General features: G+C 67.2%; 37 protein-coding genes and 1 pseudogene. 19 read left to right on the top strand and 19 right to left on the bottom strand.

Features of this window, described 5'->3' with window-relative positions:
- Positions 1-142: 142 nt before the first annotated feature.
- Positions 143-886 (top strand): MspA family porin, encoded by a 744-nt coding sequence (locus ELY19_RS08685; RefSeq protein WP_164711559.1) that lies wholly within the window; start codon positions 143-145, stop codon positions 884-886.
- Here ELY19_RS08685 and ELY19_RS08690 read toward each other — a convergent pair.
- Positions 883-1,305 carry a hypothetical protein gene (locus ELY19_RS08690; protein ID WP_126195838.1) on the bottom strand — a complete coding sequence of 141 codons (423 nt, stop codon included), beginning with the start codon at positions 1,303-1,305 and terminating at the stop codon, positions 883-885. The genes ELY19_RS08685 and ELY19_RS08690 overlap by 4 nt on opposite strands.
- A 684-nt stretch (positions 1,306-1,989) precedes the next feature.
- Between ELY19_RS08690 and ELY19_RS24100 the strand changes: the two genes are divergently transcribed.
- A complete protein-coding gene (locus tag ELY19_RS24100; RefSeq protein WP_416222735.1) occupies positions 1,990-2,262 on the top strand; it encodes an AAC(3) family N-acetyltransferase in 273 nt (90 codons plus the stop codon).
- Between the two features lie 36 nt (positions 2,263-2,298).
- Here ELY19_RS24100 and ELY19_RS08700 read toward each other — a convergent pair whose 3' ends face one another.
- A complete protein-coding gene (locus tag ELY19_RS08700; protein WP_126195839.1) occupies positions 2,299-2,712 on the bottom strand; it encodes a hypothetical protein in 414 nt (137 codons plus the stop codon).
- Between the two features lie 552 nt (positions 2,713-3,264).
- Between ELY19_RS08700 and ELY19_RS08705 the strand changes: the two genes are divergently transcribed.
- The 4 genes from ELY19_RS08705 (at position 3,265) to ELY19_RS08720 (ending at position 5,124) form a co-directional block, all read left to right on the top strand.
- Entirely contained in the window at positions 3,265-3,738 is a 474-nt protein-coding gene (locus ELY19_RS08705) for a hypothetical protein (RefSeq protein ID WP_126195840.1), read from the top strand.
- A 191-nt stretch (positions 3,739-3,929) separates the two neighbouring features.
- On the top strand, positions 3,930-4,226 hold the full coding sequence (locus tag ELY19_RS08710; protein WP_197716001.1) for a hypothetical protein: 297 nt from the start codon (positions 3,930-3,932) through the stop codon (positions 4,224-4,226).
- Positions 4,227-4,304: 78 nt separating this feature from the next.
- A complete protein-coding gene (locus ELY19_RS08715) occupies positions 4,305-4,685 on the top strand; it encodes a hypothetical protein (RefSeq protein ID WP_126195841.1) in 381 nt (126 codons plus the stop codon).
- 106 nt (positions 4,686-4,791) lie between these two features.
- On the top strand, positions 4,792-5,124 hold the full coding sequence (locus ELY19_RS08720; protein WP_197716002.1) for a nuclear transport factor 2 family protein: 333 nt from the start codon (positions 4,792-4,794) through the stop codon (positions 5,122-5,124).
- A 29-nt stretch (positions 5,125-5,153) separates the two neighbouring features.
- Here ELY19_RS08720 and ELY19_RS08725 read toward each other — a convergent pair whose 3' ends face one another.
- Positions 5,154-5,576, bottom strand: a complete 423-nt coding sequence (locus ELY19_RS08725; RefSeq protein WP_227966677.1) for a hypothetical protein — start codon at positions 5,574-5,576, stop codon at positions 5,154-5,156.
- Positions 5,577-5,650: 74 nt separating this feature from the next.
- Complete coding sequence (locus ELY19_RS08730; protein ID WP_126195844.1) at positions 5,651-6,016, bottom strand: immunity protein CdiI family protein; 366 nt, start codon at positions 6,014-6,016, stop codon at positions 5,651-5,653.
- 204 nt (positions 6,017-6,220) lie between these two features.
- Between ELY19_RS08730 and ELY19_RS23450 the strand changes: the two genes are divergently transcribed.
- Positions 6,221-6,364, top strand: coding sequence for a hypothetical protein (locus ELY19_RS23450; RefSeq protein ID WP_164711560.1), 144 nt, complete (start codon positions 6,221-6,223; stop codon positions 6,362-6,364).
- A 66-nt stretch (positions 6,365-6,430) separates the two neighbouring features.
- On the opposite strand, the gene ELY19_RS08735 is transcribed toward ELY19_RS23450, so the two are convergent.
- The 3 genes from ELY19_RS08735 to ELY19_RS08745 all read right to left on the bottom strand — a co-directional run bounded on the left by ELY19_RS08735 (position 6,431) and on the right by ELY19_RS08745 (position 8,653).
- Positions 6,431-7,207 carry a DUF3592 domain-containing protein gene (locus ELY19_RS08735; RefSeq protein ID WP_126195845.1) on the bottom strand — a complete coding sequence of 259 codons (777 nt, stop codon included), beginning with the start codon at positions 7,205-7,207 and terminating at the stop codon, positions 6,431-6,433.
- 221 nt (positions 7,208-7,428) lie between these two features.
- On the bottom strand, positions 7,429-7,788 hold the full coding sequence (locus ELY19_RS08740; RefSeq protein WP_126195846.1) for a hypothetical protein: 360 nt from the start codon (positions 7,786-7,788) through the stop codon (positions 7,429-7,431).
- A gap of 136 nt (positions 7,789-7,924) precedes the next feature.
- Positions 7,925-8,653, bottom strand: a complete 729-nt coding sequence (locus tag ELY19_RS08745; protein ID WP_126198758.1) for a S1 family peptidase — start codon at positions 8,651-8,653, stop codon at positions 7,925-7,927.
- A gap of 275 nt (positions 8,654-8,928) precedes the next feature.
- Here ELY19_RS08745 and ELY19_RS08750 point away from each other — a divergent pair, with 275 nt between their 5' ends.
- Entirely contained in the window at positions 8,929-9,120 is a 192-nt protein-coding gene (locus ELY19_RS08750; protein ID WP_126195847.1) for a hypothetical protein, read from the top strand.
- Positions 9,117-9,809: a hypothetical protein gene (locus tag ELY19_RS08755; protein ID WP_126195848.1), complete on the top strand. Its 693-nt coding sequence runs from the start codon at positions 9,117-9,119 to the stop codon at positions 9,807-9,809. Before ELY19_RS08750 ends, ELY19_RS08755 begins: the two co-directional genes overlap by 4 nt.
- A 33-nt stretch (positions 9,810-9,842) precedes the next feature.
- On the opposite strand, the gene ELY19_RS08760 is transcribed toward ELY19_RS08755, so the two are convergent.
- From ELY19_RS08760 to ELY19_RS08775, 4 genes are all read right to left on the bottom strand, one after another.
- Entirely contained in the window at positions 9,843-10,352 is a 510-nt protein-coding gene (locus ELY19_RS08760) for a hypothetical protein (RefSeq protein WP_126195849.1), read from the bottom strand.
- Between the two features lie 199 nt (positions 10,353-10,551).
- The gene (locus tag ELY19_RS08765; RefSeq protein ID WP_126195850.1) at positions 10,552-11,025 is read right to left on the bottom strand and encodes a hypothetical protein; all 474 of its coding nucleotides are present in this window, start codon (positions 11,023-11,025) and stop codon (positions 10,552-10,554) included.
- Positions 11,018-11,419 carry a VOC family protein gene (locus ELY19_RS08770; RefSeq protein ID WP_126195851.1) on the bottom strand — a complete coding sequence of 134 codons (402 nt, stop codon included), beginning with the start codon at positions 11,417-11,419 and terminating at the stop codon, positions 11,018-11,020. Before ELY19_RS08770 ends, ELY19_RS08765 begins: the two co-directional genes overlap by 8 nt.
- A complete protein-coding gene (locus ELY19_RS08775; protein WP_126195852.1) occupies positions 11,409-11,696 on the bottom strand; it encodes a hypothetical protein in 288 nt (95 codons plus the stop codon). Before ELY19_RS08775 ends, ELY19_RS08770 begins: the two co-directional genes overlap by 11 nt.
- Positions 11,697-11,796: 100 nt before the next feature.
- Between ELY19_RS08775 and ELY19_RS08780 the strand changes: the two genes are divergently transcribed.
- The 4 genes from ELY19_RS08780 to ELY19_RS08790 all read left to right on the top strand — a co-directional run bounded on the left by ELY19_RS08780 (position 11,797) and on the right by ELY19_RS08790 (position 13,381).
- On the top strand, positions 11,797-12,360 hold the full coding sequence (locus ELY19_RS08780; protein WP_126195853.1) for a hypothetical protein: 564 nt from the start codon (positions 11,797-11,799) through the stop codon (positions 12,358-12,360).
- Between the two features lie 156 nt (positions 12,361-12,516).
- A complete protein-coding gene (locus ELY19_RS23990; RefSeq protein WP_265582783.1) occupies positions 12,517-12,648 on the top strand; it encodes a hypothetical protein in 132 nt (43 codons plus the stop codon).
- Positions 12,645-13,064 (top strand): hypothetical protein, encoded by a 420-nt coding sequence (locus ELY19_RS08785; RefSeq protein WP_126195854.1) that lies wholly within the window; start codon positions 12,645-12,647, stop codon positions 13,062-13,064. Before ELY19_RS23990 ends, ELY19_RS08785 begins: the two co-directional genes overlap by 4 nt.
- Positions 13,061-13,381, top strand: a complete 321-nt coding sequence (locus ELY19_RS08790; RefSeq protein ID WP_126195855.1) for a hypothetical protein — start codon at positions 13,061-13,063, stop codon at positions 13,379-13,381. Before ELY19_RS08785 ends, ELY19_RS08790 begins: the two co-directional genes overlap by 4 nt.
- A 68-nt stretch (positions 13,382-13,449) precedes the next feature.
- Here the strand turns inward: ELY19_RS08790 and ELY19_RS08795 are convergent, their stop codons facing one another.
- Positions 13,450-13,647 carry a helix-turn-helix domain-containing protein gene (locus ELY19_RS08795; RefSeq protein WP_126195856.1) on the bottom strand — a complete coding sequence of 66 codons (198 nt, stop codon included), beginning with the start codon at positions 13,645-13,647 and terminating at the stop codon, positions 13,450-13,452.
- A 465-nt stretch (positions 13,648-14,112) separates the two neighbouring features.
- On the bottom strand, positions 14,113-14,502 hold the full coding sequence (locus ELY19_RS08800; RefSeq protein ID WP_126195857.1) for a hypothetical protein: 390 nt from the start codon (positions 14,500-14,502) through the stop codon (positions 14,113-14,115).
- 51 nt (positions 14,503-14,553) lie between these two features.
- On the opposite strand from ELY19_RS08800, the gene ELY19_RS24175 reads away from it, so the two are divergent.
- The 3 genes and pseudogenes from ELY19_RS24175 to ELY19_RS24110 all read left to right on the top strand — a co-directional run bounded on the left by ELY19_RS24175 (position 14,554) and on the right by ELY19_RS24110 (position 15,878).
- A complete protein-coding gene (locus tag ELY19_RS24175; protein ID WP_518166003.1) occupies positions 14,554-15,063 on the top strand; it encodes a DUF1272 domain-containing protein in 510 nt (169 codons plus the stop codon).
- 222 nt (positions 15,064-15,285) lie between these two features.
- The gene (locus ELY19_RS08810; RefSeq protein WP_126195858.1) at positions 15,286-15,558 is read left to right on the top strand and encodes a DUF6226 family protein; all 273 of its coding nucleotides are present in this window, start codon (positions 15,286-15,288) and stop codon (positions 15,556-15,558) included.
- A pseudogene (locus tag ELY19_RS24110) lies at positions 15,501-15,878 on the top strand (DUF6226 family protein). The gene ELY19_RS08810 and the pseudogene ELY19_RS24110 overlap by 58 nt, the downstream one beginning before the upstream one ends.
- 35 nt (positions 15,879-15,913) lie before the next feature.
- Here ELY19_RS24110 and ELY19_RS24115 read toward each other — a convergent pair.
- The 3 genes from ELY19_RS24115 to ELY19_RS08820 form a co-directional block, all read right to left on the bottom strand.
- Positions 15,914-16,228: a DUF5994 family protein gene (locus tag ELY19_RS24115; RefSeq protein ID WP_227967298.1), complete on the bottom strand. Its 315-nt coding sequence runs from the start codon at positions 16,226-16,228 to the stop codon at positions 15,914-15,916.
- 129 nt (positions 16,229-16,357) lie between these two features.
- Positions 16,358-17,368: an acyl-ACP desaturase gene (locus ELY19_RS08815; protein WP_126195859.1), complete on the bottom strand. Its 1,011-nt coding sequence runs from the start codon at positions 17,366-17,368 to the stop codon at positions 16,358-16,360.
- 186 nt (positions 17,369-17,554) lie between these two features.
- Complete coding sequence (locus tag ELY19_RS08820; protein ID WP_126195860.1) at positions 17,555-17,923, bottom strand: ArsR/SmtB family transcription factor; 369 nt, start codon at positions 17,921-17,923, stop codon at positions 17,555-17,557.
- Between the two features lie 101 nt (positions 17,924-18,024).
- Between ELY19_RS08820 and ELY19_RS08825 the strand changes: the two genes are divergently transcribed.
- Entirely contained in the window at positions 18,025-19,974 is a 1,950-nt protein-coding gene (locus ELY19_RS08825; RefSeq protein WP_126195861.1) for a heavy metal translocating P-type ATPase, read from the top strand.
- 17 nt (positions 19,975-19,991) lie between these two features.
- The gene (locus ELY19_RS08830) at positions 19,992-20,984 is read left to right on the top strand and encodes a bile acid:sodium symporter family protein (protein ID WP_126195862.1); all 993 of its coding nucleotides are present in this window, start codon (positions 19,992-19,994) and stop codon (positions 20,982-20,984) included.
- On the opposite strand, the gene ELY19_RS08835 is transcribed toward ELY19_RS08830, so the two are convergent.
- Positions 20,971-21,600, bottom strand: coding sequence for an LppU/SCO3897 family protein (locus tag ELY19_RS08835; protein ID WP_126195863.1), 630 nt, complete (start codon positions 21,598-21,600; stop codon positions 20,971-20,973). The two genes, ELY19_RS08830 and ELY19_RS08835, sit on opposite strands and share 14 nt — an antisense overlap.
- A 72-nt stretch (positions 21,601-21,672) precedes the next feature.
- Positions 21,673-22,182 (bottom strand): CGNR zinc finger domain-containing protein, encoded by a 510-nt coding sequence (locus tag ELY19_RS08840; RefSeq protein ID WP_126195864.1) that lies wholly within the window; start codon positions 22,180-22,182, stop codon positions 21,673-21,675.
- A gap of 25 nt (positions 22,183-22,207) precedes the next feature.
- On the opposite strand from ELY19_RS08840, the gene ELY19_RS08845 reads away from it, so the two are divergent.
- Positions 22,208-22,993: a sulfite exporter TauE/SafE family protein gene (locus tag ELY19_RS08845; protein ID WP_126195865.1), complete on the top strand. Its 786-nt coding sequence runs from the start codon at positions 22,208-22,210 to the stop codon at positions 22,991-22,993.
- 14 nt (positions 22,994-23,007) lie between these two features.
- On the opposite strand, the gene ELY19_RS08850 is transcribed toward ELY19_RS08845, so the two are convergent.
- A complete protein-coding gene (locus ELY19_RS08850; protein ID WP_126195866.1) occupies positions 23,008-23,568 on the bottom strand; it encodes a MaoC family dehydratase N-terminal domain-containing protein in 561 nt (186 codons plus the stop codon).
- Positions 23,569-23,695 lie beyond the last annotated feature (127 nt).

Here is a 23,695-nt window from a genome sequence, read left to right on the forward strand (position 1 = left end):
CCGGCTTCCGCGGACGCTGATCGGTCTGTGCGCCGCCGCGACCATCGCCATCACGGCAGCACCGGCAGGCGCGGTACCGGCACCGGCACCAGCGCCCAAGCCGGCCCCCGCGGCGGCTGCGAAGCCCGCTACCCCGGCGGCGGTGACCCCGCCGCCGGCGCCGCGGATGCGGGTCCCCGTGCCCGGGCAGATCCGCGAGGGTGAGTTCGCCGACACCAGCCGCGAGCTGATCACCCGCGATGGCTGGAAGGTCACCGTCTCCAAGTTCGGGGAGAAGCTCGATTCCGTTCCGCCGCTGAACCGATCACCACAGAGTTTCGAAGGCTTCAGCTCCATAGGCGGTGAGGCGAAGATCGAGGCCGCCTACCCGAACGACCCGAAGCGCAAGCCCAGCAGCAAGATCAAGTCCGCGACGCTGACCACCGGTACACAAATCGGCTGCGCCGTGACCGCCGACAGCCTCACCGTCGGTGGGTCGCTCTCCAACGCCACCACCGCCTCGATCACCCCAACGGTGACCGCGTCCGGCACCGTCACCGGACAGGGGCAGGGCGGCTCCAACGGTGGCTCCGGCGGCGGCAGCGTCTCCGGCACCGGAACAGGCTCATTGTCGGGCACCCTGTCGGACACCGTCACCGAGACCGGAAGCATCTCCGGAGTTCTCAAGCCCGGCACCACCAAGGACATCCCCTACGCCAAGAAGGCCGTCGTCGGCCCCAACGCCCAGGTCATGTCCCGCGACATCCGCATCGCCGTCGACAACTGCATCGGAGGCGTCCAAGTCCGCACCTACGCCACCGTCGCCATCAGCACCGACGCCACCGACGACACACTCACCACCTTCGGCAAGCCGATCTTCCTGACCCGCCCGGAGCAGAACCGCTAAGGAACTTCCTTCAACTGCCGTCGGGCCGCTTGAAAAGATATGTAGCCGCAGGCGAGAGTGGCGGCGGAGCAAACCAATCCGATCCAAAAGGCGTCCCTGTGGTTGTCCGCCCGCATACCTCCGGCGTCGCGAACGTGCACCTGCTGGATCGAGTGCATTCGCGCGCCCGGCGGCTGTGCCGGCCGCCGTACGGGACGCACCCCAGCAGGCGTGTAAACCTCGTCCAGATAAGTTTTCGTTTTGATGTACGCGCAGGTGTCACCTTCCCGCATGAGCATTCCCTCACACGTGACATCCGCGCGCCAGATGCTGACCGCCCACCCAATACCAGCGACACCGACAGCGAAGACCGTCATCACCACCACCAGCGCGAGAACACGCTTCCAGAACGACACCGGACCGTAGAACGACGAATGCATGACCCCAAACTAGCGGGCCGTCTGCACCATCGAATGAGGCCGCCAGCCTCTGACGAGGCTGTCATCGCAGCGGGGTGCGCAGGGCGTCCAGCGTCAAGACTTCCCAGAGCTGCCTTAGCCACGCACGCACTTCATCAACATCGGGCATCGGAGTCTGGCCGGCCGCCGCAATCAGTCCTCCAAGATGAAGCCTCCCCCTAGGCGGGCAGCACTGCCCCATACAGGGGCGTTTTAGAAACCAGCCTGCCCGTGCTCCCAGTGCCCGACAACGAACGCAGGCCGGGAGCCTGCTAGCCGTGCTCTACTTCATGTGTGGTTCATACTGGTAACGCTGACTGTTGATCAAGCGATCCTCAGCGGGGAACAGCAGAAACGAGAGGTCGCCGTGATAACTTGCGTGCCCATCAGCGCTGGTAGCTGCCGGCTGGCAGCCCGTCGTGGTGCCGTGTACCGGTCCGAACAACTGCTCAACGCGGTCGTCGAGGGCGCCGATCTGCTGGATGCGGACCCGTCTGAAGCCCGGCTACTCGATCTTCTGCGCACTTGGCGTGCAGCCATGACCGCAGGCACTGTCCGTAGGCTGGGGGAGTAGCTTTCGCTCACGCCCACAAGCGTCAGTGGCTGCCATCGGAAAACAACGCCAAGTACATCTGTCGTGACCAGCCGCTGTCATTCGCGCTTGGCATAGGACCACCCTTCGATCGACTCCTGCACCTGGATGCACAGGTCTTGCTGCCTGCAGTCGGTCACAACCGAAGCTCCCTCCTCCACTACGTAGAATCGATCCTTGTCGATTCCCGCCGACGTCTGAAAGTGCGCCGCTTCCCCTATGGGGTTGCAGGGCAACGCGGCTGGATTGAGTGCCACGCCGTCGGCGATGACAACGACACCTATGTTCCCGAGCTCGGACGCCGGATTGAGCGCACCGCCGAAAGCCTCGTCCGCGCGGGAGAATAGGTGCTGGAGAGACCCCCTGTTCATTGCCCTCGTGTTCTAGGCGTCATCTTGACCTGTTTCGGCGCGGCTTCTGCTAGAAACATCGTTCCCGCCTCTCATGCGATTGAAGGTGAATCGAAATAGTCGATATGCGCCAATAATGATAGCCAAAGTTGTCATGCACACTAGCGTTGCTGCTGCTGAGATCGCAATAAACTTGATTGCAAGGGCGAAGACTCCGTATAACACCGTCCACGCGGCCACGACACCGCGTATAATGTAACCCAGAAAACGCCTCGAAGGTTCGTCAGAATCAACTTGCTCTTGGGCGAATTCCGGTATGCCTGTAATGAATACGGGAATCGCCAACGCCACCGCGATAAAGATCGCGAGAGGTATTTTCCGCTTGTGCTTTGAGGTGGCGTCAGAGCAGGCGGTTGACACTCTCGCGATCTTCTCCCGCAGGGGCATGGCTACCTACCCTATTCATTCTTCGCAAAAAGACTCATCAAATATGCGGTACCTGCCTTCCATGCGGTATACACACCTTCCATTTACCGCTTCCGCTATCGCGCAGTAGGCTGAAGTAGCCGACACTACACGATCGACCGCAGTGGCAAGACCGCCTGACCGCCGCCGGATGGACAACCTGGAACGACGCCACCACCTGGGTCGCACACCGCCACGCCGGGATCTCCGCCATTGCCAACCGCCTCGGCGCCCCCAAGTCGACATTCACGAAAACTCCAACACTGCTGGACCGCACACCCCGAAACCCTCCGCCACACCAGCGGAGGACCACGACGCCCGCATTCCGGACACGGAACGCCGACCCCATGCCCCGCCTGGCGCCTCTACTTCCCCGACACCGCCTCCCACTACAAGCGGCCCACCCACACCACATGTAGGCCATGGCAACAGACACAAGAAGTACACTTTGGTTAAACTCCAATCCGGAAGCGCAACCTCCACGCAGGTGCAGCTTCCAAAGGGATCGAGGCACAAGTGACGAAGAGTCGGCGCATGCGGACCGCGGCGATTGTCCTCTCGGTCTTTGCCACATTGCTTCTGGTCAAGTGGTACGCAACTCGGGCTGTCTCGGTCGGCGACCTGCCGTCGAGTGGGGTCGTTGTCGACCACACGACGCCGGATCCCTACGTGTACGGCACCGTGATGCAAACTGACCTCGTGAGCGCTTCACCGGAGCAGGCGCGGAAGATGCTCGGCTACCCCGACCTCGGCCCCGGGGTGGAGCCCCAGATCATCGCGCAAGATGCCACGACTGACCTCAACGCACCGCTGATCATCACGGCTATGTGCTGGCAGCCCGAGGGGGCCAAGCAACTGGTCTTCGAGACTGCGAACCCCGCACAGATTTCCGCAGATGACCTGAGTGGGTTGAAGTCAGCAGTATTCCAATACCGACAGGACCACATCAAGGCCGTTACCGGGTGCGACTCACGCTTCGTCGGAATCCCGGTGAAGCATCTGAAGTGACGCCAAGGAGTGTTCCTCCTGGTGTGGCGGAAATCAGCTGTCGGGCGCGACGGCTACCGGATGAGCGGACGGGAACCGAGGAGGGCGCACAACGGACACGATACGGATGCGCTCGAAGCCACGATCCCGCCTTCTCAGCGCCGCGACCGAGTTGCGGCGCACGTGTCGGTGTCCGCCGTTACCCTCCGACCATGGACGAGATGTTCGGCACCCAGCTCCGCATCTTCGTGCGCGACCTGATCGGCGGCGAGCTCGTCGCCTACCCGGCCTCGGAGTGGCTCGGCCAGTACGCCGCGGTGATCAACGGCGCGATCGAGACCTGGCAGCAGAGTTTGGGCGGCACCATCGCGATTACCGGCACCCCGGAGCAGGGACGGGTCACCGTCAACGACGCCGACCGTGTGATCGTGCTCGACGAGCAGTGGTGGGCGGTCGCCGTAGATCGGGACGGAATCCCGATTTCCGAGTCGGCCGGCGATAGGCTGTGACCGTGCAGCGCAGCGGGTTCGAACAACGCTAGCCGTGCCCGATCCGGGTGCGGCGGATGTTGTCACCGAGGAGTTCCCATGCACGCCCTGTCCCGCGTCCTGTTGGTCGCTGAGGCCGACGACGCTGCTGAGATCGTCGTGGTGCTCACCGCGTTCGCCGACATCCCCACTGTCAGATGGTTGCCGTACACCCACGGCGACGGCACCGAAGCGAAGGCGACGACGTCGCGCATCGGTGAGACCACCGTCGACGTTGCGATCGGCCCCCGGGCCCTGCCGGCCACGCTTGAGGTGATGGTGTCGGACCTTCCGAGTGCGCTGGAACGCGTGCTCGGGGTGGGGGTCTCGGCGGCGACGTGGCCCGCAGAGGGCGCCCTGGAGGAAGTTTCTGTTGTCGCGGGCTGGATGCGGATCAGCGCGGTGAGCGAAGCCGCGCTGATCGACCGCCGCGGCGTGTAGACCTGCCGCGGGTGCCTACTGGGGTCTAGGAGGAACTGGGGTGCCGCAGTGCACTGCCGCCGAATTCAGATAGCGACTGTTGCAGGCGAGCCTGACAATGAAGGGCATGCGTTCGCTCATCCAGGAACTCGAACTGATGTCCCCAACTACACGCGCGGACGCCTCGAGACTGCGGGAGTTGCTGCATCCCGAGTTCGTGGAGATCGGTCGCTCCGGCCGGCGGTGGACACGAGATCCGATCATCGAATCGCTCCGGGCCCAACCGCGCGAGCGCGGCCCCGTGGTGGACGAGTGGGACTTCACCGACATCACGGACGAACTAATCCTGGTCACCTACCGCACGGACGACGGCGGCCGGGTCAGCCGGCACTCGTCGCTCTGGGACACAACCGGTCCGACGCCTGTGATGAGGTTCCACCAGGGAACGGTTGTGCCCTGAACACGGCATCACTTACCGTCCGCGAGCGCTCATCTCGCCGAGCCTGCCCGCGACGACACGGCCACTCGCATCCCCAGCTCGCGCAACGCGACTCCGCTGAGCACCAGAACGAAGACCGCGAGGATTGGCAGTTGCGGTCCACCGACGCCGAGGTAGCCGTCCCTGTGCGCGAGCGCCCACAGGATGATCAGCCCACCGGTCATCGTCGCGAGCACCATCCCGACACCTCGCCACAGACGCCGTACGAGCACAGCCTGCACAACGGCCGCGATCAGCGTTACCACGAGGACGGCGAGCCAGAACGTCGTGAGGACGTTCACCTCAGCGAATGGATCCCGCCATCCGCTATCTGCGAACGTGAGCGGCGAATAGGCCGTCCAGCCCGGGTCGGAGGTGACCAGCGTCCAGTAGCGACTCGATCCACCTGGAATGGTCATCCCCAGCTCCGCCATCAAGCGAGCGACGACGAACACCCACCAAGCGGCGTGACCTGTCACCGCTGCGGTTCGCTCAGCTCTCATCGCCCTCATTCCAACGGATCGCTCAACGGGAGGTACGCAGTCCACGTCCCCTCCTCGTCGCGCGGTGGTGGTGTCCATCCCGGAAGCCACTCACCCGCGCGCTCGACGATCTCCTCGCCGCCTGCCCAGAGGTGCAGCTCCACGATGTAGCCGGGCAGCTCGGCGCAGACGCGTGGGAGCAGTTCACGTCCGAGCGCGTTGTACCGCTGGTGGTTCGCCTCACTGTTCCAGCCCGTCTTGTAGTGGAAGTTCCCGTCGAAGATCGATTGCCACTCATCGAGCCGCTCCACCAGGTCATCGCTGAGCCCGAGGCTGTCGGTGCCCAAGTTGCCAGCCTCACCCCACAGCGGTGAGCTGCTGTAGTCACTCATGAGGCGGATCGTGCGCCTCCTCGCGAACCAGTAGTCGCGCACCTCACCGGTCATGAACACTCTCCGTCCTCTGGTAAAGCCGCCGCACACCAACAAGCCAAGACCGAGCGTCGCCAGGACTGTAGCGCTAAAGCCTGGTCGTCATCACGCCGCCGTCGTCTCGTTCCGATGCCAGCGAACTCGCGACTTCGCAGCGGTTGGTCGATGTTCACCAGGCTGGGCTTGGCCGCGAAGACCGCCACCGCGAGCGCAGCTCCCGCGCACGGGATGGACGTCTTCGGGAAGCTGAGCCCGACGGCCCACCCGAGCGCCGCGCACAAAGCGAACGTGATCACGGCAGCCGCCTAACGCGACCGCACGTGGTTCTTGATCGCGCTTACCGTCATGCGGTCAGTGTATGCGGCTCACCCGCGCTCAACCCGCAGTCGCCCTGTCGACGAGGATGTACTTGTGATGTTCATCGGCGTCGACGATGACGGTGATGGTCGAGCCGACCGGCGGTACCTTCCTCGGTTTGAACCACCAGCCGTAGGTCTTGTTGAAGCGCATCTGTTCGTGTGTCGTTGGGTGTGTCGCTCGGAATTCGACTTCCCAGGAGGTTTGCTGGTCCCCGTCGACGTTGCGGGATCTCGATTTCGTCAGCTCGCCCGCCGTCGCGGTCAGTTCCAGCCCTGTCATCGCGAGCTGTACCCGCCGCTGCCGTTCGCGGCGCGACCAGAAGAGAACACCACTCCACAACGCTAGCCACAGCAATGCTCCGCCGACCAGGAGATACGGCAGCCACCGTTCACCCCAGTTGTCGAGAGCGGCTCGCGACGGATCCCCAGGTGAATACCTGACTGTCACCTGCTCTCCTACCGAGCGGTCCTGTGTGGAAGAACCGCGCTCGGTGAACCGGTGCACGTGACCGTCGACCTGATACTCGATCACGCGCTGATGCCTCGTAACTTCACGCCCCGTAGTGGATGAGTCTGTTCGGGCGTGCTCGACACGCGACTCGACATCGACGACGCGGCCCTCGACCGTCCGCGCGGATGCCCAGAACACCGTCTCCTGAATGCTGAACGCCGCAGATCCGACCAACCACACGATTCCCACCACGATGAACAGCCACGCCATCACACCGCCACCCGACTTACGGGCAAGGCGGACAGCCTCCCGACGACCAGGCGACTGCGGCTGCGATTCCATCAGGCACCTCCGTCGAACTCGAGCTGCGCGCTGCGGACGTCGCACCAGTACAAGGTGAACGACGACATCACAACCCCCGCCCGATCCGACACACCGAGCAGCAGGTCAGACGTGATCCGCCCGCCAGTCCATGATCTCGTACACCAACAGGGACTGTAGCGGCCGGGGGCGCTGGCGTGTCCAGCACCGAACCTTCGCAGACGCCACCGGTCACTTCGGGCTCAAGTATGTACGGCATCCCGGGGCTCCTTGTCGCGCTCAACCTCCGCGCGCTGCGCGGGCGCCGACTGCCCTTGCCGTGTGCGCCAGTCGCCGAACACCGCCAGCGACACCGCCCCCAACCCGAACACCGCCAGCACGAATCCCGTCGCCCACCGCGCATACGCCAGCTCCCAGCCCGCGAACCCAAAGGCCGCAACCGGCGCACCGATAAACAACGCCCGCCAGGCAGGTGTCCTCGACGGACGGCCCGACCGGTCCCAGAAGCCGGCACTGACAACCAGTGCTATCCCCGCGACCAGAAGCTGCCCCAGAACCAGCGCGAATACCGCAAGTGAGCCCGCAACAAGAGCGGGCGCCACCCACCGACTGCGACTTCGCACATCCCTCATAACTGATGATCATGAACACAGGACTACGGCCTCCCACCTGACTCCCACTCAACGCGCGGCGCAATACCACGATCCAGACCGTGGCCAGGCCGGTCGGTGCTGACTGTTAGTTGACGACCGCGGTCGGCGCGGTGCGCATCACTGCGGGCTCCGACGTGAACACGGCAATCTCCTCGGCGGCGACCGCACGCCGCGGATCGACCCGCCCTCCGCCCTTGTTGGTGGTCGCCAGCCGCAGTCCGCCACCGGCGCGGGCCAGTACGTCCCGCAGGCTCACATACAAGGTCGCCTGCCGGGTGGCCGGCACATCGTCATTAGTCCCCTCGGTGGCGATTCCCACTGCTGCTCCATCTGAGAGGCGCATCAGCGGGCCGCCACTGTCACCGGGGCGGGACTTGATGTCGGTCAGAATCCGGTTCGGTGTCACTGCGCGTACCACGCCGCATCGCCATCCCGAGCTGATTCCTTGCTGGCACACCCGATCTCCCACCCGTGCATCGCCAACCACGCTCTGTCGCACAGGCCCGCGCGTTGACACTGTCGGAACCGACGGCAGCAAGTCCACCACCGCCCAGTCCGGCGAGGTGTAATCCTTCTCGGCCGGGTTCGATGACTGCGACACCACGCCCACCTGGCGTAGCGCGCCCGCGCGTCCCGGCGTCGGAGCGCCCACCAGCTGCCCCCGGCGGCCACAATGCCCCGCAGTCACAGCAACCCGGCGACCATCAGGCCGCTCCGCCACGAAGCCCACTGTGCACTCACGGGTGCGAACGCGCCCGTCCGCACGCCGCTCCTGCACCACGCCGATCTCCGACCCCGGGCCCACCACCGGCATCGCCACGCGCACCGCCAGGAGACGGTGCGGGAGCCGCCGACGCCGCCCCCGGCACGGCAAGGCCGACCAGTGCAGACGGAACAGCCACCGCGAGGACAGCGGCGCGGGTCAGGGAACGCATCATCTCTTCTCCAGTCATAACGGGGGCCGAAGCGCCGAGGACGCAACGACCGTTCTAATCTCAGCAATCTAGCACTTCAAGAAACCAAATCCAGCAGGTGGTGGGGGTGGTCGTCGACCGCACTAGACACGGCGTGGTCCATTACCCTGCGGTCATGAACCGCGTATCCCGCATCGACGTATCGCTGGTCGTCTTTATCGCCTCCATGGTCGTCGGGGTCTTCGCAGGCAGTGAGGCAACTCGACACGGAGTCTGGGCGTTGATCACCGCCTGCGTCTGCGTGTTTATCGTCGGTACAGCGTTGTTTCGGCTGCTGGGGCAGTGGATCAAGGCTGCGCCCCGATGACCTATCTCGACACGTACCTAACCGAAAGCGGACTCCCCTACCGCCGTGCGACAACAGCGCGAGAGGTCATAGCTGCTGGCATGGGTGATATCCCGCAGGTGCAGGATCAGCAATACCACGCGCTCAGGGACCGCTTGGTCCAGACAATGGCTCCGATACTCCCACGCTCAGCGGAACTATTCGCCGAACACACCTGGGATGCAGCAGTCCTGGCCAACACCAACAATGACAGTTCTGTGACGGGTTACCTCGCCTGCTCCGAGACCGAGTACGACGCGGACTACGCGCGACTGTGGATCGGCGGTCCGCCCAACCTGGCGCCGGCCGTGAGCAGCGAACTTCCGCCCGATCTTCTACGGTTCTCTCGCGAAGTTCACTCGGGATTCCTATGGGACGGAGAGGGCGCTGGTCCACTCGGTACCGACGGCGCGGGCTGGACTTTCCGGGAACGTTGCGGTGGCAGCGCTCCTGACTGGTGGGACGACGCTGCTTTCGGCGACATCGAGTCGTTTCTGGTCGTGATGCCGAGCTACTGGTGGGACAGTGTCTACTGCTCAACGGGTCCACACGACGTCCTCACCCTCATCGACCCACACCTTCCAGATGATCGGGTTCGCCGCGTGGGAACATTTGCCGAGGAAGCAGACTCACTCATATGTCGTGTCATCACGGAGGACGCGGTGAGGTAGCGCGCGCCCCACTCCCAGCGCCACGGAGGTACTTCAGCGCTGGGCATCGGCCAACCTATCCCGATGCCGACGTAGCTGAGGGATGACCCACTCGGCGGTGCCTGCAGGCGGGCAACCGTAGCCGGTCAGCCACCGCTCGGCCGCCGCTACGAGCTGCTCGGCGGTGTCGTTCGCGGAGACTGGAACCCTTTGCGCGACGGCGTGGTCAAGGTCGAGCGGCTCCCCGACCGGGATCCACTGCAGCCAGACCGCGTCAGCGGTCTCCCAGGTGCGCATCCGGCCGCCGGGCATCGGAACCGGCGGCAGAGTGCTGGTGTGCGACTCAGGTGCGGGTTCTCCGCCGAGGTCGGCGCGCATCGTGTACCGCTCCCGCCGCCACGATGCGACCTGCTCGGCCAGGCGTTTGTGCACGACGGTCGCCTGTTTGCGCTGCGCCGCGAGGATCGTGCTCTCGATGTCGAGGTTCGAGGTGCGCGCGGTGACGGTCAACGAGACGGTGCCGCCGCCGGGGACGAGATCGGTCAGGGTGCGAGTGCCGGTCACAGGTTCTCCTCGGTCATCGGATAAATGGCGCGCCAGCGCAGTCCGGTCGCGAGACCATGCGCGAGCACGGGGAGTGCGAGGGCCGGCGGGTACAGGTGCAGCTACTCCGCGCTGAGGAACGCCGCGCTGAGGCCCGCGACCAGGAGCAGCACTACGGAGACCGCGGCGGCGAGGAGGACGGTGCGCTCGGCTGTGGCGGTCACCGGTCGCGCTCCTCGGGTTCTGGTGTGTACCAGGCGAAGGCTTCGTACCCGGCCTGCCGACCCGCGCCGATGTCTGTGACAACGTGACCACGGCCGCTGCTCCATGATCCGCTGAGCTGGACTCTTCCGCCCTCGACGGCCCAGCGGTCGAGTGCTGCGGCGAGGATGCGCGGCCCGGCGATCCTCCAGTCGGCGATCGGATAGGTCGATTCGACCGGCTCTGTTCGGCTGCGGTCGACGAGAACGACGCAGTCGCCGTCGGCACGGGGCCGCTCGTGGTAGCCCAGGACGGTGTCGACCGCCTCTACGAGCTGGTCGAGGCTGCCGCTCACCTGCATCCGCACGTTGAACTGGTCCTCAGGTGCACCGCTACGCATCAGCGACATCACCTTCTGGTGGACCGCGAGCATCTCCTGGTCGATCGCTTCAAGGAGCTGTTGGCGTCGGCGGTAGCGTTCACTATCAGTCACGGAGCGTCACCACCACGGTGTTGCCGTCGGGGTCGGTGAGGCGGCGCGGGATCGGCTCCGGTGCCTGGTCGGCGTTACCGAAGCGGTCGCCGACGGACAGTTCGATCCTGACTCTGCTCGCCGGCCGGTCGCCGCGCGGATACAGCTCGATCAGCAGTCCGTCGACCTGCGCCGAGACATGCTCGGGGCCGGCAGTGTGCTTCTCGCGAGTCCAGGTCACGCCCAGCGCATCCTGGTACCACGCAGCTGATGCGTCGACGTCGTTCACGTAGAGCGCCAGCGTCTGTACCTGCGGCGCGTGTCGCGCAGCCAGTGCTCGCCGGGCCCAGTCGTGTGCTTCGATCACGGCATCGTCGAGTCGTGCTCGCCAGCGTTCGTGCTTCTTAGAGTTCACGGCTGACCGCCTGTTCGATTTCGGCTTCGATCTCCGCGGTGAGCCGCCGGATCCCGAGGCGCACCGCGTGGTGGTTGCTGGCACCGCGTGTTGACGGCGGGATCAGGGTGCGCAGCTGCGCCGAGGCGAGGTCGACGGTCGCCCGGATCAGGTCCAGGTCGATCATCGCGCGGCGCAGGTACATCCACTCCGCGGTATGAGGCTCGGTCTGGGCGAGCGCGGTCGTCGCTGCGGCGCGCAGGCCCTCTTCGGTGTCGATCGGTGCGTCAGGGTCCATGCAGTGGATCTTCTCTTGAGCGGCCCACATTTGCACGGGCGGGCTTGAGGCTCACGCTATTCGGGTGCGGATGTCGGTCCCTGGAGAGAGGATCAGCGGCATGGATGCCGATGATGATCTCGAGACTCGCGCCAGCCTCTACCGCGTCGCTCAGCAGGCGGCGGCGCTGCATCGGCTATTGGCTGCGTTGCCGCCTGGCGCCGCGCGGCGCGTCACCGGCGGCGAGAAGGACACGATCTCCCAGCTGGCCTCCCGCGCGTTGTGGTCCTCCACCGCGGATCTACACCAGCAGGGCAGAAGCGAGTACGCCGCGGAGGTGGTCGCGCGGGCCCACGGCGGCGCAGCGGAGGGCATCACCGAACTGCGCCTGGTCACGAACTCGCTCGACATCAGCGAGCGGTTCTGGCGCGCGATCTACCCCGATGCCGCGGTGCAGCGGGTCGTTGGTGAGCTCTGGATCACGTCGCCGGTCGGACCGGCACTGCTGCTGGTGGAAGCCGTCGCCGCGCATCTGATCACCACCGTGGACATGGAGATCGTCGTGGACGCGGGCGCTGCGGAGCGGTTGAGCGAGGCGGGTTTCGATGTCTCGCACGATGGGCGCTACGTCGTCGATGCGAACGGGACGGATTCGACAGTCCGGATGGAGGTACGCCCGCGATGACCGTCGATGAGCTGCGCGCGCTGCTCGCCGGCCTGCCCGGAGACGTGCCGGTGCTGGTGAGCGGACACGAAGGCGGCTTCGCCACAGTGGCACGCTGGCATTACCGAGGTCCAGGAGCTCGACTGCGGCGCAGATCAGGCGTACCCCGGCCGGTTCGTGACGCCGGCCGACGCCGCCGAGGAGGTCGACAGCCGCGGCGCGGACTGGACGCACATGGTCGGCGGCGAGCCCCCGAAGCTCGTCGGCAATCCGATCACCGCGGTGGTGCTGTCAAGGGAGGGGCGATGAGTGTCGGTCGCGGCTGGCAGCCGCTCGTGGAGGAGCTGCGGCGGGACCTCGCCGCGGTCGGTGCGGAGCTCGGCGTGGTCTACGAGCGGTATGGATTGCTCGCAGCCGATGTCGAGCCGTGGAGCCCTGCCACGCAGGAACTTCTCGACGCGGCGGAGCGGCGCAGCGGCGGGACCTGCGAGGAGTGTGGCCAGCCCGGCCGCGAGGTCACGCTGCCGAGCGGCTGGGTGAAGACGCGCTGCGAGGAGCACGCCGTGGCGGAGCGGGACGACAGCCATTGGGAGGGCATGAGCCGCGGTATCGAGCGCGGCGAGTACACGGTGGTGGGACCGATCGAGCTGGGACCGGCAGCGGCGATCCAGCGGGGCGAGCACGAGGACGAACTCGAGCGGATGAACGAGGAGGGCGAGTCGTGAGTGTCCCGTGGCCGATCACGGCGGTTGAGTCCCGCGGCGGCACCGTGGTGCGCCTGCTCCACGCCGACGGCACGGTGGCGGACCACGACTTCGAGTACCTGCTCGGCGGGGTGGGCGTGTTCGCGCACCTGACCGAGGAGATGATCCCGGAGGCGGCGATCTGCGATGGCGGCACGGTCGGTTGGGAGACGGAGGCCGGCGTCATCGACTTGGCGCCCGCTGCCCTGTACGAACACGCCGTGCTCGGGTTCTGCCCGGGTGGCGTCCGCCGTGGGTGGACGCCGGCGCACACGGTACTGGTGAGTCGGGGCGGGTGAGTCTGTATACACAGCAGGGGAGCCAGTCGATTCGACTGCCTCCCTTGCGTGCGTGTGTGTACGGCCGATCATGCGGCGCGCGCTGCCGCGATGACCCGATCGATCTCGTCGGCCTCAACCAAGGTTCTGCGCCCGAACTTCACGACCACCAGCTCGCCGCGCTGGCGCATCCGGTACAGGTACTCCCGGCTCACGCGGAGGATGTCCGCAGTCTCTTCCATCGTGTACAGCTTCTGCGGCGTGTCAGCCGCGAGGTTCTCGTTCATGCCGCAGATGATCGCTTGGACCGCTGACACCACCAACTGAGACGTCACGACACGCCGAAACAGTGGCGTGCGTGGCGGTCGACTCTGCCACAGTTCTGCCACTATCCCGCCTTGCGGGAACGGTCGGAGCACCCGCGGAATGCACGCCAGGACACTTCAGGGCGATCAGCTACGATCGCATTTACCCAGTTAGCGGTGACTTGAAAGCGAGCGTGGGTGAAACCACCGGGGGGTCAAATCCCTCCGCTTCCGCAGTTCGGAGGGGTTCTACTCGACAGCGATGATCGAGCAGAACCGGATTCGGGTCATGACTCGACAGTAGAACCTGAACCAACCTTCGGGGCAAGGGGTGACTTCTTCGCCCGTCCCCTCGGCCTACCCCGAGCCCGTCCCGCATCCGACCGCTTGCGGGACCGTTTTCGTCGCCCCGATCCGTGCAGGTCGCGAACTCCTGAAACTCGGTCCCTAATGCCCAGCGCCGTCGTTGATGGTTGCTGCCCATGTCGCGGTCTGGGGTGCTGTCGGTGTCGATGGGTTGAGCCTGATGATGCCGATCCGCGCGCTGTATCGGTCCTTGCCGTACGTCACGTCGCAGACCATGCGAGCCCCGATCTGCGCGGGAAGATCGTGCGGGCAGCGGATCGAGTCGAACCGCATGTTGATCGCCTTGTCGAACTCGTTGACGGTCTCAGCTTCGATGACGGCTCGGGTGACGATCTTCGCCCCGCTCGCGTCGGTTGACACGGAGCCTGTCGGATTCTCGATAGTGTCGGGTCCGATTCCGCCGCATCCCGCGAGGATAACCGCAGATGCAGCGATCGCGACGACTCGAAGCGGGCTGTACGGCGTGTTCATGTTGGCGAACATACCTGATGGGGTGGTGCATAGACTCGCGTCATGCTGGACATGCTCGGTACCCGTGAACGCTGCCGCACCGAATTGCCGCCTGAGTCGGAGGATGCGTTCATCTGCGCTTTCGAGTGCACGTGGCGTCGTCGTTGCGCGGAGACGGAACTGGCGATGTTCTGTGGGCACTGTCAGGGCGAGTTGAGGGAACGCCCCCCGCGTGTCGCGGAGAGGCGTTGGAGGCGCATCCCGTGGCGCGGAAGCGGACCTACACGGATAGCCGCTGGCGCAGGGCTGTCCGCGCCGTGCGTCGTGCGCGGTACAGGGCGGTCGAACCTGCGCTCAGGAGTGCTTTGCCCGCGCTGGGGCTGTACCCGCGCACGATGTACGAGGTGGTGGTGGTCTACGACGAGGGGGGCGGACATGAACGACTATCAGCTCGGGGCTTTCCTCAGCGAGCGGGCTGCTTGCGAGGTCGCGCAATACTGGCGGTACTCACGGGGCGACACCGTCGTGATCAACTACTGTCCGATCTTCCGTGATCGCGCGGACTGGGAACGCAACCTGTGAGCGTGGCGCGGCGGAGGAGATGGTTCCGCAGGACGGTGGAAAAGGTTGTCGAGGTCGTGGTCGACTTCGTTGGAGAGGTTCTCACGGCGCTGATCCCGTGAAGCGCACCAGCGGCGAATTCCCATCGCGACCGCCCGTCCACCGCAGCATAGGGTTACCAGCGTGAACGAGTACGTGAGACCGTCGGTGCCTGAGCGGGTGTACCGCGATGAGTAAGGCGCGGTGATCGAGTACGGGGACCGCTGGGGCATCGATTCACCGCCTGATGACAGCTACTCGCGCACCATCAACCTGGACAGGTTCGAACCGCTGCACCTGGTCGCGGACGCGCTCATCGACCACCTGGTGAGCACCTACGAGGTCACCGCCACGCCCGTTGAGATGGACGACACGAACAGGAACTGCTCGACGCTCAAGCCGTCCGTCTCACGCCCGCCGTGGAGAATGCGGCGTCGCTGCTGTTCCGTTTCACGGACTACCCGTCGGTGGAAGTGAATGCGGGGCTCTCTCGGTACGTCGTGTACCCCGACTGCTCGTGCGATGCCTGCGACGAGACGTGAGAGAGCTGCGCCGAGGACATCGAAGATTTGGTGTTCGCGGTGGCGGCGGGCGGGTTCAACGAGGAAGTCAACGTGACTCCGCGCTGGAACATCGCGGGGCGCAAGGGAAGAGTCGGCCACCGGATTGACGACCCCGCCCGAGACGTGTTCCACGCCAGCGCAAACTCCGTCGAGGTCACTGATGAGCTGCGTGCGACCGCCGCGCTCCTCGACGCCCGTCCTGATCGCCGTTGGCAGCCGTGGAGTCGGCGATGAGAGCAGTCGAAGAAGAAGCGTTCACGACATCGCGTCTATGCAGTGCTTCGCATCGACCTGTGGGACGGTGACGAGAGCAGGCCGCTGTCCGAGCTGCGTACGGAGCCACAGCGTTTCGTGACGTCGACCCGAGGCTCGAGCGGCGTCCAGTCGATGGTGCTGTACCCGACTCGGGTGAGCGCATTCAGGCGAAGCCCGATGGTGGGGATCACGGTGGGGAGCTCGTGCGCGAGCCGTCTGCTGCGCGGCCACCACACCCCTGCGATGTGGTGGGGGAGGGACGCCGGGCTGCGCAGCAGCACGCGACCCGGCACGGGGCGGCCGATCGGTACCGGTGGCCGGCGCAGCATGCCCCGCAACTGGGCCGGCGTCGCCCTGTCCCCGCTCACGGATGATCCGTACCGGTGCGACCCGGGCGGGGCGCGCACCGTCGTGGCGAGAGGTTGCCGGCCGTCGTCACGGCAGAACGGCTTCCGGTCCTAGCCGGCACGCCGCGCGGCGGCGCGGGCCAGGGAGCGGTCGCGCATCTCCTCGAACTTCACGGCGGCGGCTTCGAGTTCGTCGAGGAAGGTGGCGAGCTCCTCGCGGGTCTTCTCGCCCTCGGGGCCGAAGTCGGTGCGCTCGAAGATCTTCCACTTGCGCAGGACGGGCATGACGACCTCGTCCTTGTGCTGGCGCAGGTCGTAGATGCCGTGCTTGGCCATGAGGACGCCGTTGCGGCGGAAGTCGGGCATGCCGGCGCCGGGCATCTCGAAGTGCTTGATGGTGTCGGTGATCGAGCGGATGGCCTGGTCGGGGACCAGGTCGAGGCCGGCGGCGGAGATGTTGCGGTAGAAGATCATGTGCAGGTTCTCGTCGGCGGCGATGCGCTGGAGCATCTTGTCGGCGATCGGATCCGCGCAGACCTTGCCGGTGTTGCGGTGGCTCACGCGGGTGGCGAGCTCCTGGAAGGTCACGTACGCCACCGAGTGGAGCATCGTCATCTTCTCTTCGGTGTGCGCCGCCACCTTGCCCTGCGGGTCCCAGCCGTTGGTCATGTGGATCATGCGGGCCTGCTCGAGCTTGACCGGGTCGACGCCGCGGGTGACGACGAGGTAGTCGCGCATGGCGATGCCGTGGCGGTTCTCCTCGGCGGTCCAGCGGCCGACCCAGTGGCCCCAGGCGTCGTCCATGGAGAAGTTGGCGGCGATCTCCCGGTGGTAGGTGGGGAGGTTGTCCTCGGTGAGGAGGTTGGTGATCATGGCGGCCTTGGCCACGTCGTCGAGCCGGCTCTCCTCGGGGTCGTAGTCCGACCCGCCGAGTGCGGCGTAGTTCTTGCCGTCCGACCAGGGGATGTAGTCGTGGGGGTTCCAGTCCTTCGTCATCGAGAGATGGCGGTTGACGTTGTCCTCGGCGACACCGGAGAGCTCCTTCAGAAGCTCCAGCTGGGTCAGCTCTCGGGTGGGAAGGAGACTCGCGCCGGAGCCGTGCGGTGTGGGACTCGGTGCCATCGCTGGCTCCAATCGATGTCGTGCCGCGGCGGCACTCTAGGAACTCAGCGTGGGAACTCAACCGAGATGTCGGGCACCGTCGACGGTCGTCTGGATCCGGTGCTCACACCGACGAGACGTCGGTGTGCTATCTCAACTGTACAGCCGTCGCGCCGCGGCCGTGGGGGACCGCAGGCGTCCATGGCGTCACGTGGCGGAGAGTTCCGTGACTGCGGGCCGGTCGGCGAGACCCATGCGGAGGTGTTCGCTGTGGTACACGGCTTCGTCGAGTAGCTGCGCCACGTGGTTGTCGTAGAGGCTGTAGACGATGCTGCGTCCCTCGCGCACGCCGGTGACCAGGCCGAGGTTGCGGAGGAGCCGGAGCTGGTGGGAGACCGCCGACGGTTCCATCGCCACCGCGGTCGCAAGGTCGCCCACGGCCATCGCCTGCCCGCGCAACTGCGACAGGATCAGGAGCCGGCTCGGCGTCGCGAGCGCCTGCAGCGTGGTCGCGACCCGCTCGGCGGTCGCTGCGTCGAGCGGAGCGACGCCGTCCCCGGTGATCCGATGTCCCATGACCTGGGAGTCTACCGCCCGAGTATTATATGAAGAGCTGTTCAGATATGCTGATATCCGTTCGCGCAGTGACCGCGCGACCGGATTCGAGGGAGCGCAGCATGGACGCCACGACCGTCGCCCGGAGTGACGACACGTCCGCCCGGCTCGAGTCGGCGGGCCGCACGCGGCCCTGGGAATTGTCCGAGATCCGCTGGGCTGCTGCCGCTCTGGCGTTGTTCCTGGTCGCCGTCGCCGCCCAACTCGCCGGCGCCCCGACGTGGACGTGGTGGGCGCTGCATCTCGCCTGCTACGCCGCCGGTGGTTGGGAACCCGCCCTGGAGGGACTACGTGCCCTTCGCGCGAAGACCCTCGACGTCGACCTGCTCATGGTGGTCGCCGCGCTCGGGGCGGCCGCGATCGGCCAGGTCACCGACGGTGCACTGCTCATCGTCATCTTCGCCACGTCGGGCGCGCTCGAGGCGTGGGCGACCGCTCGCACCGAGGATTCGGTGCGCGGGCTGCTCACCCTGGCACCCGATCGTGCCGTGCTCCTGGCCGCCGACGGTTCCGAGCGGACGGTCGCGGCGGAGGATCTCGCGGTGGGGGACGTGATCCGGGCGCGACCCGGCGATCGGATCGCCGCGGACGGCACGGTCATCGACGGTGCCGGCGAGGTCGACCAGGCGACGATCACCGGGGAGCCGCTCCCCGTGGCGAAGGCCGTGGGAGACGAGGTCTTCGCCGGCACCGCCAACGGCACCGGTTCTCTCACGATCCGCGTGGATCGCTCCGCCGCGGACTCGGTGGTCGCCCGGATCGCGGCGATGGTCGCGGAGGCGTCGCGGACCAAGGCGCGCGCTCAGCTGTTCATCGAGAAGGTCGAGCAGCGGTACTCGGTCGGGATGGTCGCCTGCACCCTCGCGGTGTTCGCGCTCCCGCTCGCCCTCGGTGCCGATCTGCGCTCGGCGCTGTTGCGGGCCATGACCTTCATGATCGTCGCCTCGCCGTGCGCCGTCGTGCTCGCCACGATGCCGCCGCTGCTCGCCGCGATCGCCCACGCCGGTCGCCGCGGTGTGCTCATCAAATCCGCTGTGGTGATGGAGAACCTGGCGTCGATCGCCACCGTCGCCTTCGACAAGACCGGGACGATCACCTCCGGCCGGCCGATGTTGTCCGACGTCGAGGCGCTGCCGGGCGGCGGGCACTCCGGCGACGAGGTGCTCGCCCTCGCCGCGGCGGTGGAGCGCCTCAGCGAGCACCCCCTCGCCGCCGCGGTCGCCGGTGCCGCGGCCCGACGCGGACTGCGTGTGCCCCTGGCCACCGACTTCGCCGCGCACCCGGGTAGCGGGGTGACGGGGGTCGTCGATGGCCTCCCGGTGGCGGTGGTCGCCCCGCGGGCAGCGGGCATCCCGCAACACTCGCCGGCCGCGGCGGCGGTCGCCCGCTTCGAATCCCGGGGCGAGACCGCGGTGCTCGTCGTGCGCGACGGTGCTCCCATCGGCGTCCTCGCCCTCACGGACACCGCACGGCCCGACGCCGCGGGAGCCGTCGCCGCGCTCGACCGCGACGGGCTGGGAACCGCCCTCGTGACCGGCGACAATTCGTACGCCGCGGCGCGGGTCGCAGCCGAGGTCGGGATCGGCGACGTGCGCGCGGGCCTGCTGCCGGACGGCAAGACCGCTGCGGTCGCGGACCTGCGCGTCGCCGGCGGTGCCGTCGCGATGGTGGGTGACGGGGTCAACGACGCCCCGGCGCTCGCGTCCGCCGACGCCGGTATCGCGCTGGGCGGAGCGGGATCCGATCTGGCGCTGCGGGCCTCGGACGTCGTGATCGTCCGCGACGACCTCGACGCGGTGCCGGGAATCCTCGCCTTCGCCCGGAAGGCGCACCGCGTGGTGGTGGCGAACCTCGCGATCGCGGCGACGTTCATCGCGGTCCTGGTCGTCTGGGACCTCGTCGGGCACCTTCCGCTGCCCCTCGGCGTGGCCGGGCACGAGGGTTCGACGGTGATCGTCGGGCTCAACGGCCTCCGCCTGCTCCGCCGGGGTGCCTGGCCCGCACGCACGTGAAGTGAGACCATCGACGAATGTCTGCGTCGCCGCCGCCCGAGGTCCCCGCGAACCCCGCCCTCGCTGCGGAGGCGAGGGTCGCGCGGACGGCGGTCACCGTCTTCCCGCTCCTGGTTCTGGTGGCGGGCGTCGTCGGGTACGTCACTCCGAGCACGTTCACGCCCCTGGCGCCGTCGGTGCCGTACCTGCTCGGCGTGATCATGTTCTGCATGGGGCTCACGCTCACCCCGCCGGACCTGGCATCCGTGGCGAAGCGGCGCTGGGCGGTCGTGCTCGGCATCGTCGCGCACTACGTGATCATGCCCGGCGCCGGCTGGGTGATCGCCCACGGACTGCAGCTCGAACCCGAGCTGGCGGTGGGCGTGATCCTGGTCGGCTGCGCACCGTCCGGGACCGCGTCGAACGTCATGGCCTTCCTGGCGAAGGGCGACGTCGCGCTGTCGGTGGCGGTCGCCAGCGTCTCGACGCTCATCGCCCCGATCGTCACGCCGCTGCTGGTGCTCCTGCTGGCCGGCTCCTACTTGCCGATCGACGCCGGTGGCATGGTGCTGGACATCGTCAAAACCGTTCTGCTGCCCGTGATTCTCGGCGTGCTCGCGCGCCGGTTCGCGAAGAGTCTCGTGGCGCGCGCGCTCCCCGTCCTGCCCTGGGCGTCCGCGATCGTCATCGCGGTCATCGTCGCGATCGTGGTGGCGGGCAGTGCGAGCAAGCTCGCAGCAGCCGGCGGCATCGTCTTCCTCGCCGTGGTGTTGCACAACGGCTTCGGACTCGGATTGGGCTATCTCGCAGGCAGGCTCGGGCGTCTCGACGACCGCGCGCGGCGCGCCCTCGCCTTCGAGGTCGGCATGCAGAACTCCGGCCTCGCCGCCACGCTCGCCACAGCCCACTTCTCGCCGCTCGCGGCACTGCCGTCAGCGGTCTTCTCGCTGTGGCACAACGTCTCCGGAGCGATCGTCGCGGCCTGGCTGGCGCGCCGGCCGCTGCCCGAGGAACGGCTCACGCGGGCGTGAGCGGCTCCAGGCACACGACGACCGAGCCGGTCTTGCGCTTCATCGTGTAGGACATCGTGGCACTCGGGTACTCCGCGCAGCCGGCGTCGTCCTCGGTGCCCGACAGCTTCCCGACGATGCGGTACCGGGCACTGCCGTCGGAGCAGTCGACCTTGTCCGACTCGGCGTTGCGCCCCGTGCCCGACATGGTGACGCAGTCGCCGACCACCGCCCCGGCGACGTCGCGCTGCCCGAAGTAGGCCAACGCGCCGGCCGCGGCCACCGGGATCAGCAGTCCGAGCATCGCCAGGCGCTGATACAGGGGCCTGCCCGGGTCCAGGTGCGGGGCGGACTCGGGCTGCGGCTCGGGCAGGCGGCGCAGGCGCACCCAGACGGACAGGTTCCACAGCAGAGTGAGCGGGTTCACCACGACGGAGACCAGGGTGAGCCAGCCCTGCCACAGGCTCTTCGCGGACATGTCGCGCACCGTCGCGATGCCGCACGTGCGGCAGTACGGGCCGGACTGCTTGAGGAAGCGCATAGCGATCAGGAAGCCCTGGTGGCCGCGCACGGTCGCCTCGATGGCCGGCGCGGCGCCGCAGAACCGGCAGGTCAAGCCGGTGTTCGGAGTGGTCATGCGGGTAAGTATCGACAACCGGCATCCGTAATGCAAAATCGTGTGATGGCCGATACAGGATTCGTCGCCGGGTCAACTCGCGCGGTGGCGCCGCACCGCCTCTCGGCTGCCGCAGCGGGGTGAGCAGTACCGCTGGCGGCCGTTGCGCGAGACGTCGGCGAACACCGCTCGGCAGTCCGACGAGGCGCACCGACCCAGCCGGGTCATCCCGCGCGTGGTCAGGTGCAGCGCCGTTCCGGTGAGGATCAGCACGGCGAGCAGGCCGGTCAGTGTCGCGCCGGACTCGCGGTAGTGGATGTGCCACCCCGTGCCCGCGTGGTCGGTCACCCGGGGGTGCGAGGCGTGCTCCGCGAGGAGGTCGTTCAGGCGGGCGACACGAGCGGCGACGTCGTCCGCGTCCACCACAGTGAGCCACGCGGCGATCAGGTCCCGGCAGCCCGCGAAGTCCTCCGGGCGGACCGTCTCGACGAGAATGTCGTGGGCATCGCACCGTCGGACGAGGTCCTCGAGGTCGGCGGGCGGATCGTTCGCCAGGTCGACCGCGAGCAGCACCGGCCCCTCGCCGTAAGGGTTGATATGCACAAGGCCATTACAGCACGATCGTGCGGTGCCCGACATCACCACGACGACACTGCTACTCCTCCTGCTCGCCGCGCTGGCCGCGGGCTGGGTGGACTCCGTGGTGGGCGGCGGCGGCCTCATCCAGTTGCCAGCACTCCTCATCGCCTTCCCGACGGCCGCGCCGATCCACCTGCTCGCGACCAACAAGATGGCGTCCATCGCGGGCACCACGACGAGCAGCATCACCTACTGGCGGCGCGTGCGGCCGGACTGGCGGACCGCCGTCGCGCTCGCGGTGCCGGCCTTCGCCGGCGCCGTCGCGGGCTCGATCATCGCCTCCCACCTCCCGCGGTCGGCGTTCAACCCGATCATCCTGGCCGCGCTCATCGCGGTCTTCGTCTACACGCTGCGCCAGCCGGCACTCGGGGACGAGACGGCGCTGCGGTTCCAGGGGCACCGGCACCTCGCGGCGGCCGGGCTCGCCGGGTTCGCGATCGGGATGTACGACGGTGCCCTCGGCCCCGGGACCGGCTCGTTCCTCGTCTTCGCGATGGTGGGCCTGATGGGCTACGCCTTCCTGGAGGCGTCGGCGAAGGCGAAGGTCGCCAACTTCGCGACCAATCTGGCCTCGCTCGTCGTCTTCCTGCCGCAGGGCGCGGGCTACTGGAAGCTCGGCGTGGCGATGGCCTGCGCCAATGTCGCGGGCGGCTACCTCGGCGCGCGGACCGCAGTCGTGAAGGGCAGCGGCTTCGTCAAAGTGGTCTTCCTCGTCGTGGTCTCGGCGTTCATCTGCAAGCTCGGCTACGACGTGGTGCTGCAGTTCGCGCGCTGAGCGCGCGGCACGGTTCAGGCGTTGATGACGCCGTGCATCACGATCTTCTCGGCGGCGTCGCTGAAGTCGGGTGCGTCGGCACCGTCGGGCGAGCCGCCGATGAGCGTGGTGGAGAGCGTGACCAGGTGCTCGTCGTCCTGCGAGTACATCTCGTTGCGGATCGTGACCATGTCGTACCCGCCGACGCGGCGGTGCTTGTCCACGTGCACATGGATGGTCAGCTCGTGGCCCGCGACCACGGGCCGGTGGTACACCATGCTCTCGTCGGCCTGCATCAACTGGCTGGCGCCGTAGCCGATCACCGAGTCGTCGAAGAGCGGGCGGTTGGAGACGATGCCCGCGACGCTCACGAGCATCGGCGGCGCGACGAGGTCGGCGTAGCCGGCGGCGCGCGCCGCCTCGACGTCGAAGTGCACCGGGGCGGAGAACTGGGACGCGAGCGCGTACTCGCGGATCTTCTCGCGGCCCACGAGATAGGTGTGGCGGTACACGTAGTGGTGGCCGACGGCACGTGCGGTGCGCTCGCTGATCTCGTCGGGGGTCAGCGGAGCGGCGGGCGCGGATTCGTTCGGCATGCCGACCAAACTATCGGCGCGGCCGCGCGCAGGACTTGTCCGAACCTCCAAGAACCCCTGCCCCGCCTTGGTCGCGCGGCGGCCCGGGTGTGGTCGAGTTCACGTCCGGGTGGGCGGTTTGCGTTGC

It is taken from the genome of Tsukamurella paurometabola (assembly GCF_900631615.1).
GTDB classification, from domain to species: Bacteria; Actinomycetota; Actinomycetes; order Mycobacteriales; family Mycobacteriaceae; genus Tsukamurella; species Tsukamurella paurometabola_A.

What these genes read in the sequence shown, in the direction of transcription:
- ELY19_RS08690 (WP_126195838.1), bottom strand. Translation starts at nt 1,305, where the DNA reads ATGCATTCGTCGTTCTACGGTCCGGTGTCGTTCTGGAAGCGTGTTCTC.
- ELY19_RS08700 (WP_126195839.1), bottom strand. Translation starts at nt 2,712, where the DNA reads ATGCCCCTGCGGGAGAAGATCGCGAGAGTGTCAACCGCCTGCTCTGAC.
- ELY19_RS08705 (WP_126195840.1), top strand. Translation starts at nt 3,265, where the DNA reads ATGCGGACCGCGGCGATTGTCCTCTCGGTCTTTGCCACATTGCTTCTG.
- ELY19_RS08710 (WP_197716001.1), top strand. Translation starts at nt 3,930, where the DNA reads ATGGACGAGATGTTCGGCACCCAGCTCCGCATCTTCGTGCGCGACCTG.
- ELY19_RS08715 (WP_126195841.1), top strand. Translation starts at nt 4,305, where the DNA reads ATGCACGCCCTGTCCCGCGTCCTGTTGGTCGCTGAGGCCGACGACGCT.
- ELY19_RS08720 (WP_197716002.1), top strand. Translation starts at nt 4,792, where the DNA reads ATGCGTTCGCTCATCCAGGAACTCGAACTGATGTCCCCAACTACACGC.
- ELY19_RS08725 (WP_227966677.1), bottom strand. Translation starts at nt 5,576, where the DNA reads ATGGCGGAGCTGGGGATGACCATTCCAGGTGGATCGAGTCGCTACTGG.
- ELY19_RS08730 (WP_126195844.1), bottom strand. Translation starts at nt 6,016, where the DNA reads ATGAGTGACTACAGCAGCTCACCGCTGTGGGGTGAGGCTGGCAACTTG.
- ELY19_RS23450 (WP_164711560.1), top strand. Translation starts at nt 6,221, where the DNA reads ATGTTCACCAGGCTGGGCTTGGCCGCGAAGACCGCCACCGCGAGCGCA.
- ELY19_RS08735 (WP_126195845.1), bottom strand. Translation starts at nt 7,207, where the DNA reads ATGGAATCGCAGCCGCAGTCGCCTGGTCGTCGGGAGGCTGTCCGCCTT.
- ELY19_RS08745 (WP_126198758.1), bottom strand. Translation starts at nt 8,653, where the DNA reads ATGCCGGTGGTGGGCCCGGGGTCGGAGATCGGCGTGGTGCAGGAGCGG.
- ELY19_RS08750 (WP_126195847.1), top strand. Translation starts at nt 8,929, where the DNA reads ATGAACCGCGTATCCCGCATCGACGTATCGCTGGTCGTCTTTATCGCC.
- ELY19_RS08755 (WP_126195848.1), top strand. Translation starts at nt 9,117, where the DNA reads ATGACCTATCTCGACACGTACCTAACCGAAAGCGGACTCCCCTACCGC.
- ELY19_RS08775 (WP_126195852.1), bottom strand. Translation starts at nt 11,696, where the DNA reads ATGGACCCTGACGCACCGATCGACACCGAAGAGGGCCTGCGCGCCGCA.
- ELY19_RS08780 (WP_126195853.1), top strand. Translation starts at nt 11,797, where the DNA reads ATGGATGCCGATGATGATCTCGAGACTCGCGCCAGCCTCTACCGCGTC.
- ELY19_RS08785 (WP_126195854.1), top strand. Translation starts at nt 12,645, where the DNA reads ATGAGTGTCGGTCGCGGCTGGCAGCCGCTCGTGGAGGAGCTGCGGCGG.
- ELY19_RS08795 (WP_126195856.1), bottom strand. Translation starts at nt 13,647, where the DNA reads ATGAACGAGAACCTCGCGGCTGACACGCCGCAGAAGCTGTACACGATG.
- ELY19_RS08800 (WP_126195857.1), bottom strand. Translation starts at nt 14,502, where the DNA reads ATGAACACGCCGTACAGCCCGCTTCGAGTCGTCGCGATCGCTGCATCT.
- ELY19_RS24175 (WP_518166003.1), top strand. Translation starts at nt 14,554, where the DNA reads ATGCTCGGTACCCGTGAACGCTGCCGCACCGAATTGCCGCCTGAGTCG.
- ELY19_RS24115 (WP_227967298.1), bottom strand. Translation starts at nt 16,228, where the DNA reads ATGCTGCGCCGGCCACCGGTACCGATCGGCCGCCCCGTGCCGGGTCGC.
- ELY19_RS08815 (WP_126195859.1), bottom strand. Translation starts at nt 17,368, where the DNA reads ATGGCACCGAGTCCCACACCGCACGGCTCCGGCGCGAGTCTCCTTCCC.
- ELY19_RS08820 (WP_126195860.1), bottom strand. Translation starts at nt 17,923, where the DNA reads ATGGGACATCGGATCACCGGGGACGGCGTCGCTCCGCTCGACGCAGCG.
- ELY19_RS08825 (WP_126195861.1), top strand. Translation starts at nt 18,025, where the DNA reads ATGGACGCCACGACCGTCGCCCGGAGTGACGACACGTCCGCCCGGCTC.
- ELY19_RS08830 (WP_126195862.1), top strand. Translation starts at nt 19,992, where the DNA reads ATGTCTGCGTCGCCGCCGCCCGAGGTCCCCGCGAACCCCGCCCTCGCT.
- ELY19_RS08835 (WP_126195863.1), bottom strand. Translation starts at nt 21,600, where the DNA reads ATGACCACTCCGAACACCGGCTTGACCTGCCGGTTCTGCGGCGCCGCG.
- ELY19_RS08850 (WP_126195866.1), bottom strand. Translation starts at nt 23,568, where the DNA reads ATGCCGAACGAATCCGCGCCCGCCGCTCCGCTGACCCCCGACGAGATC.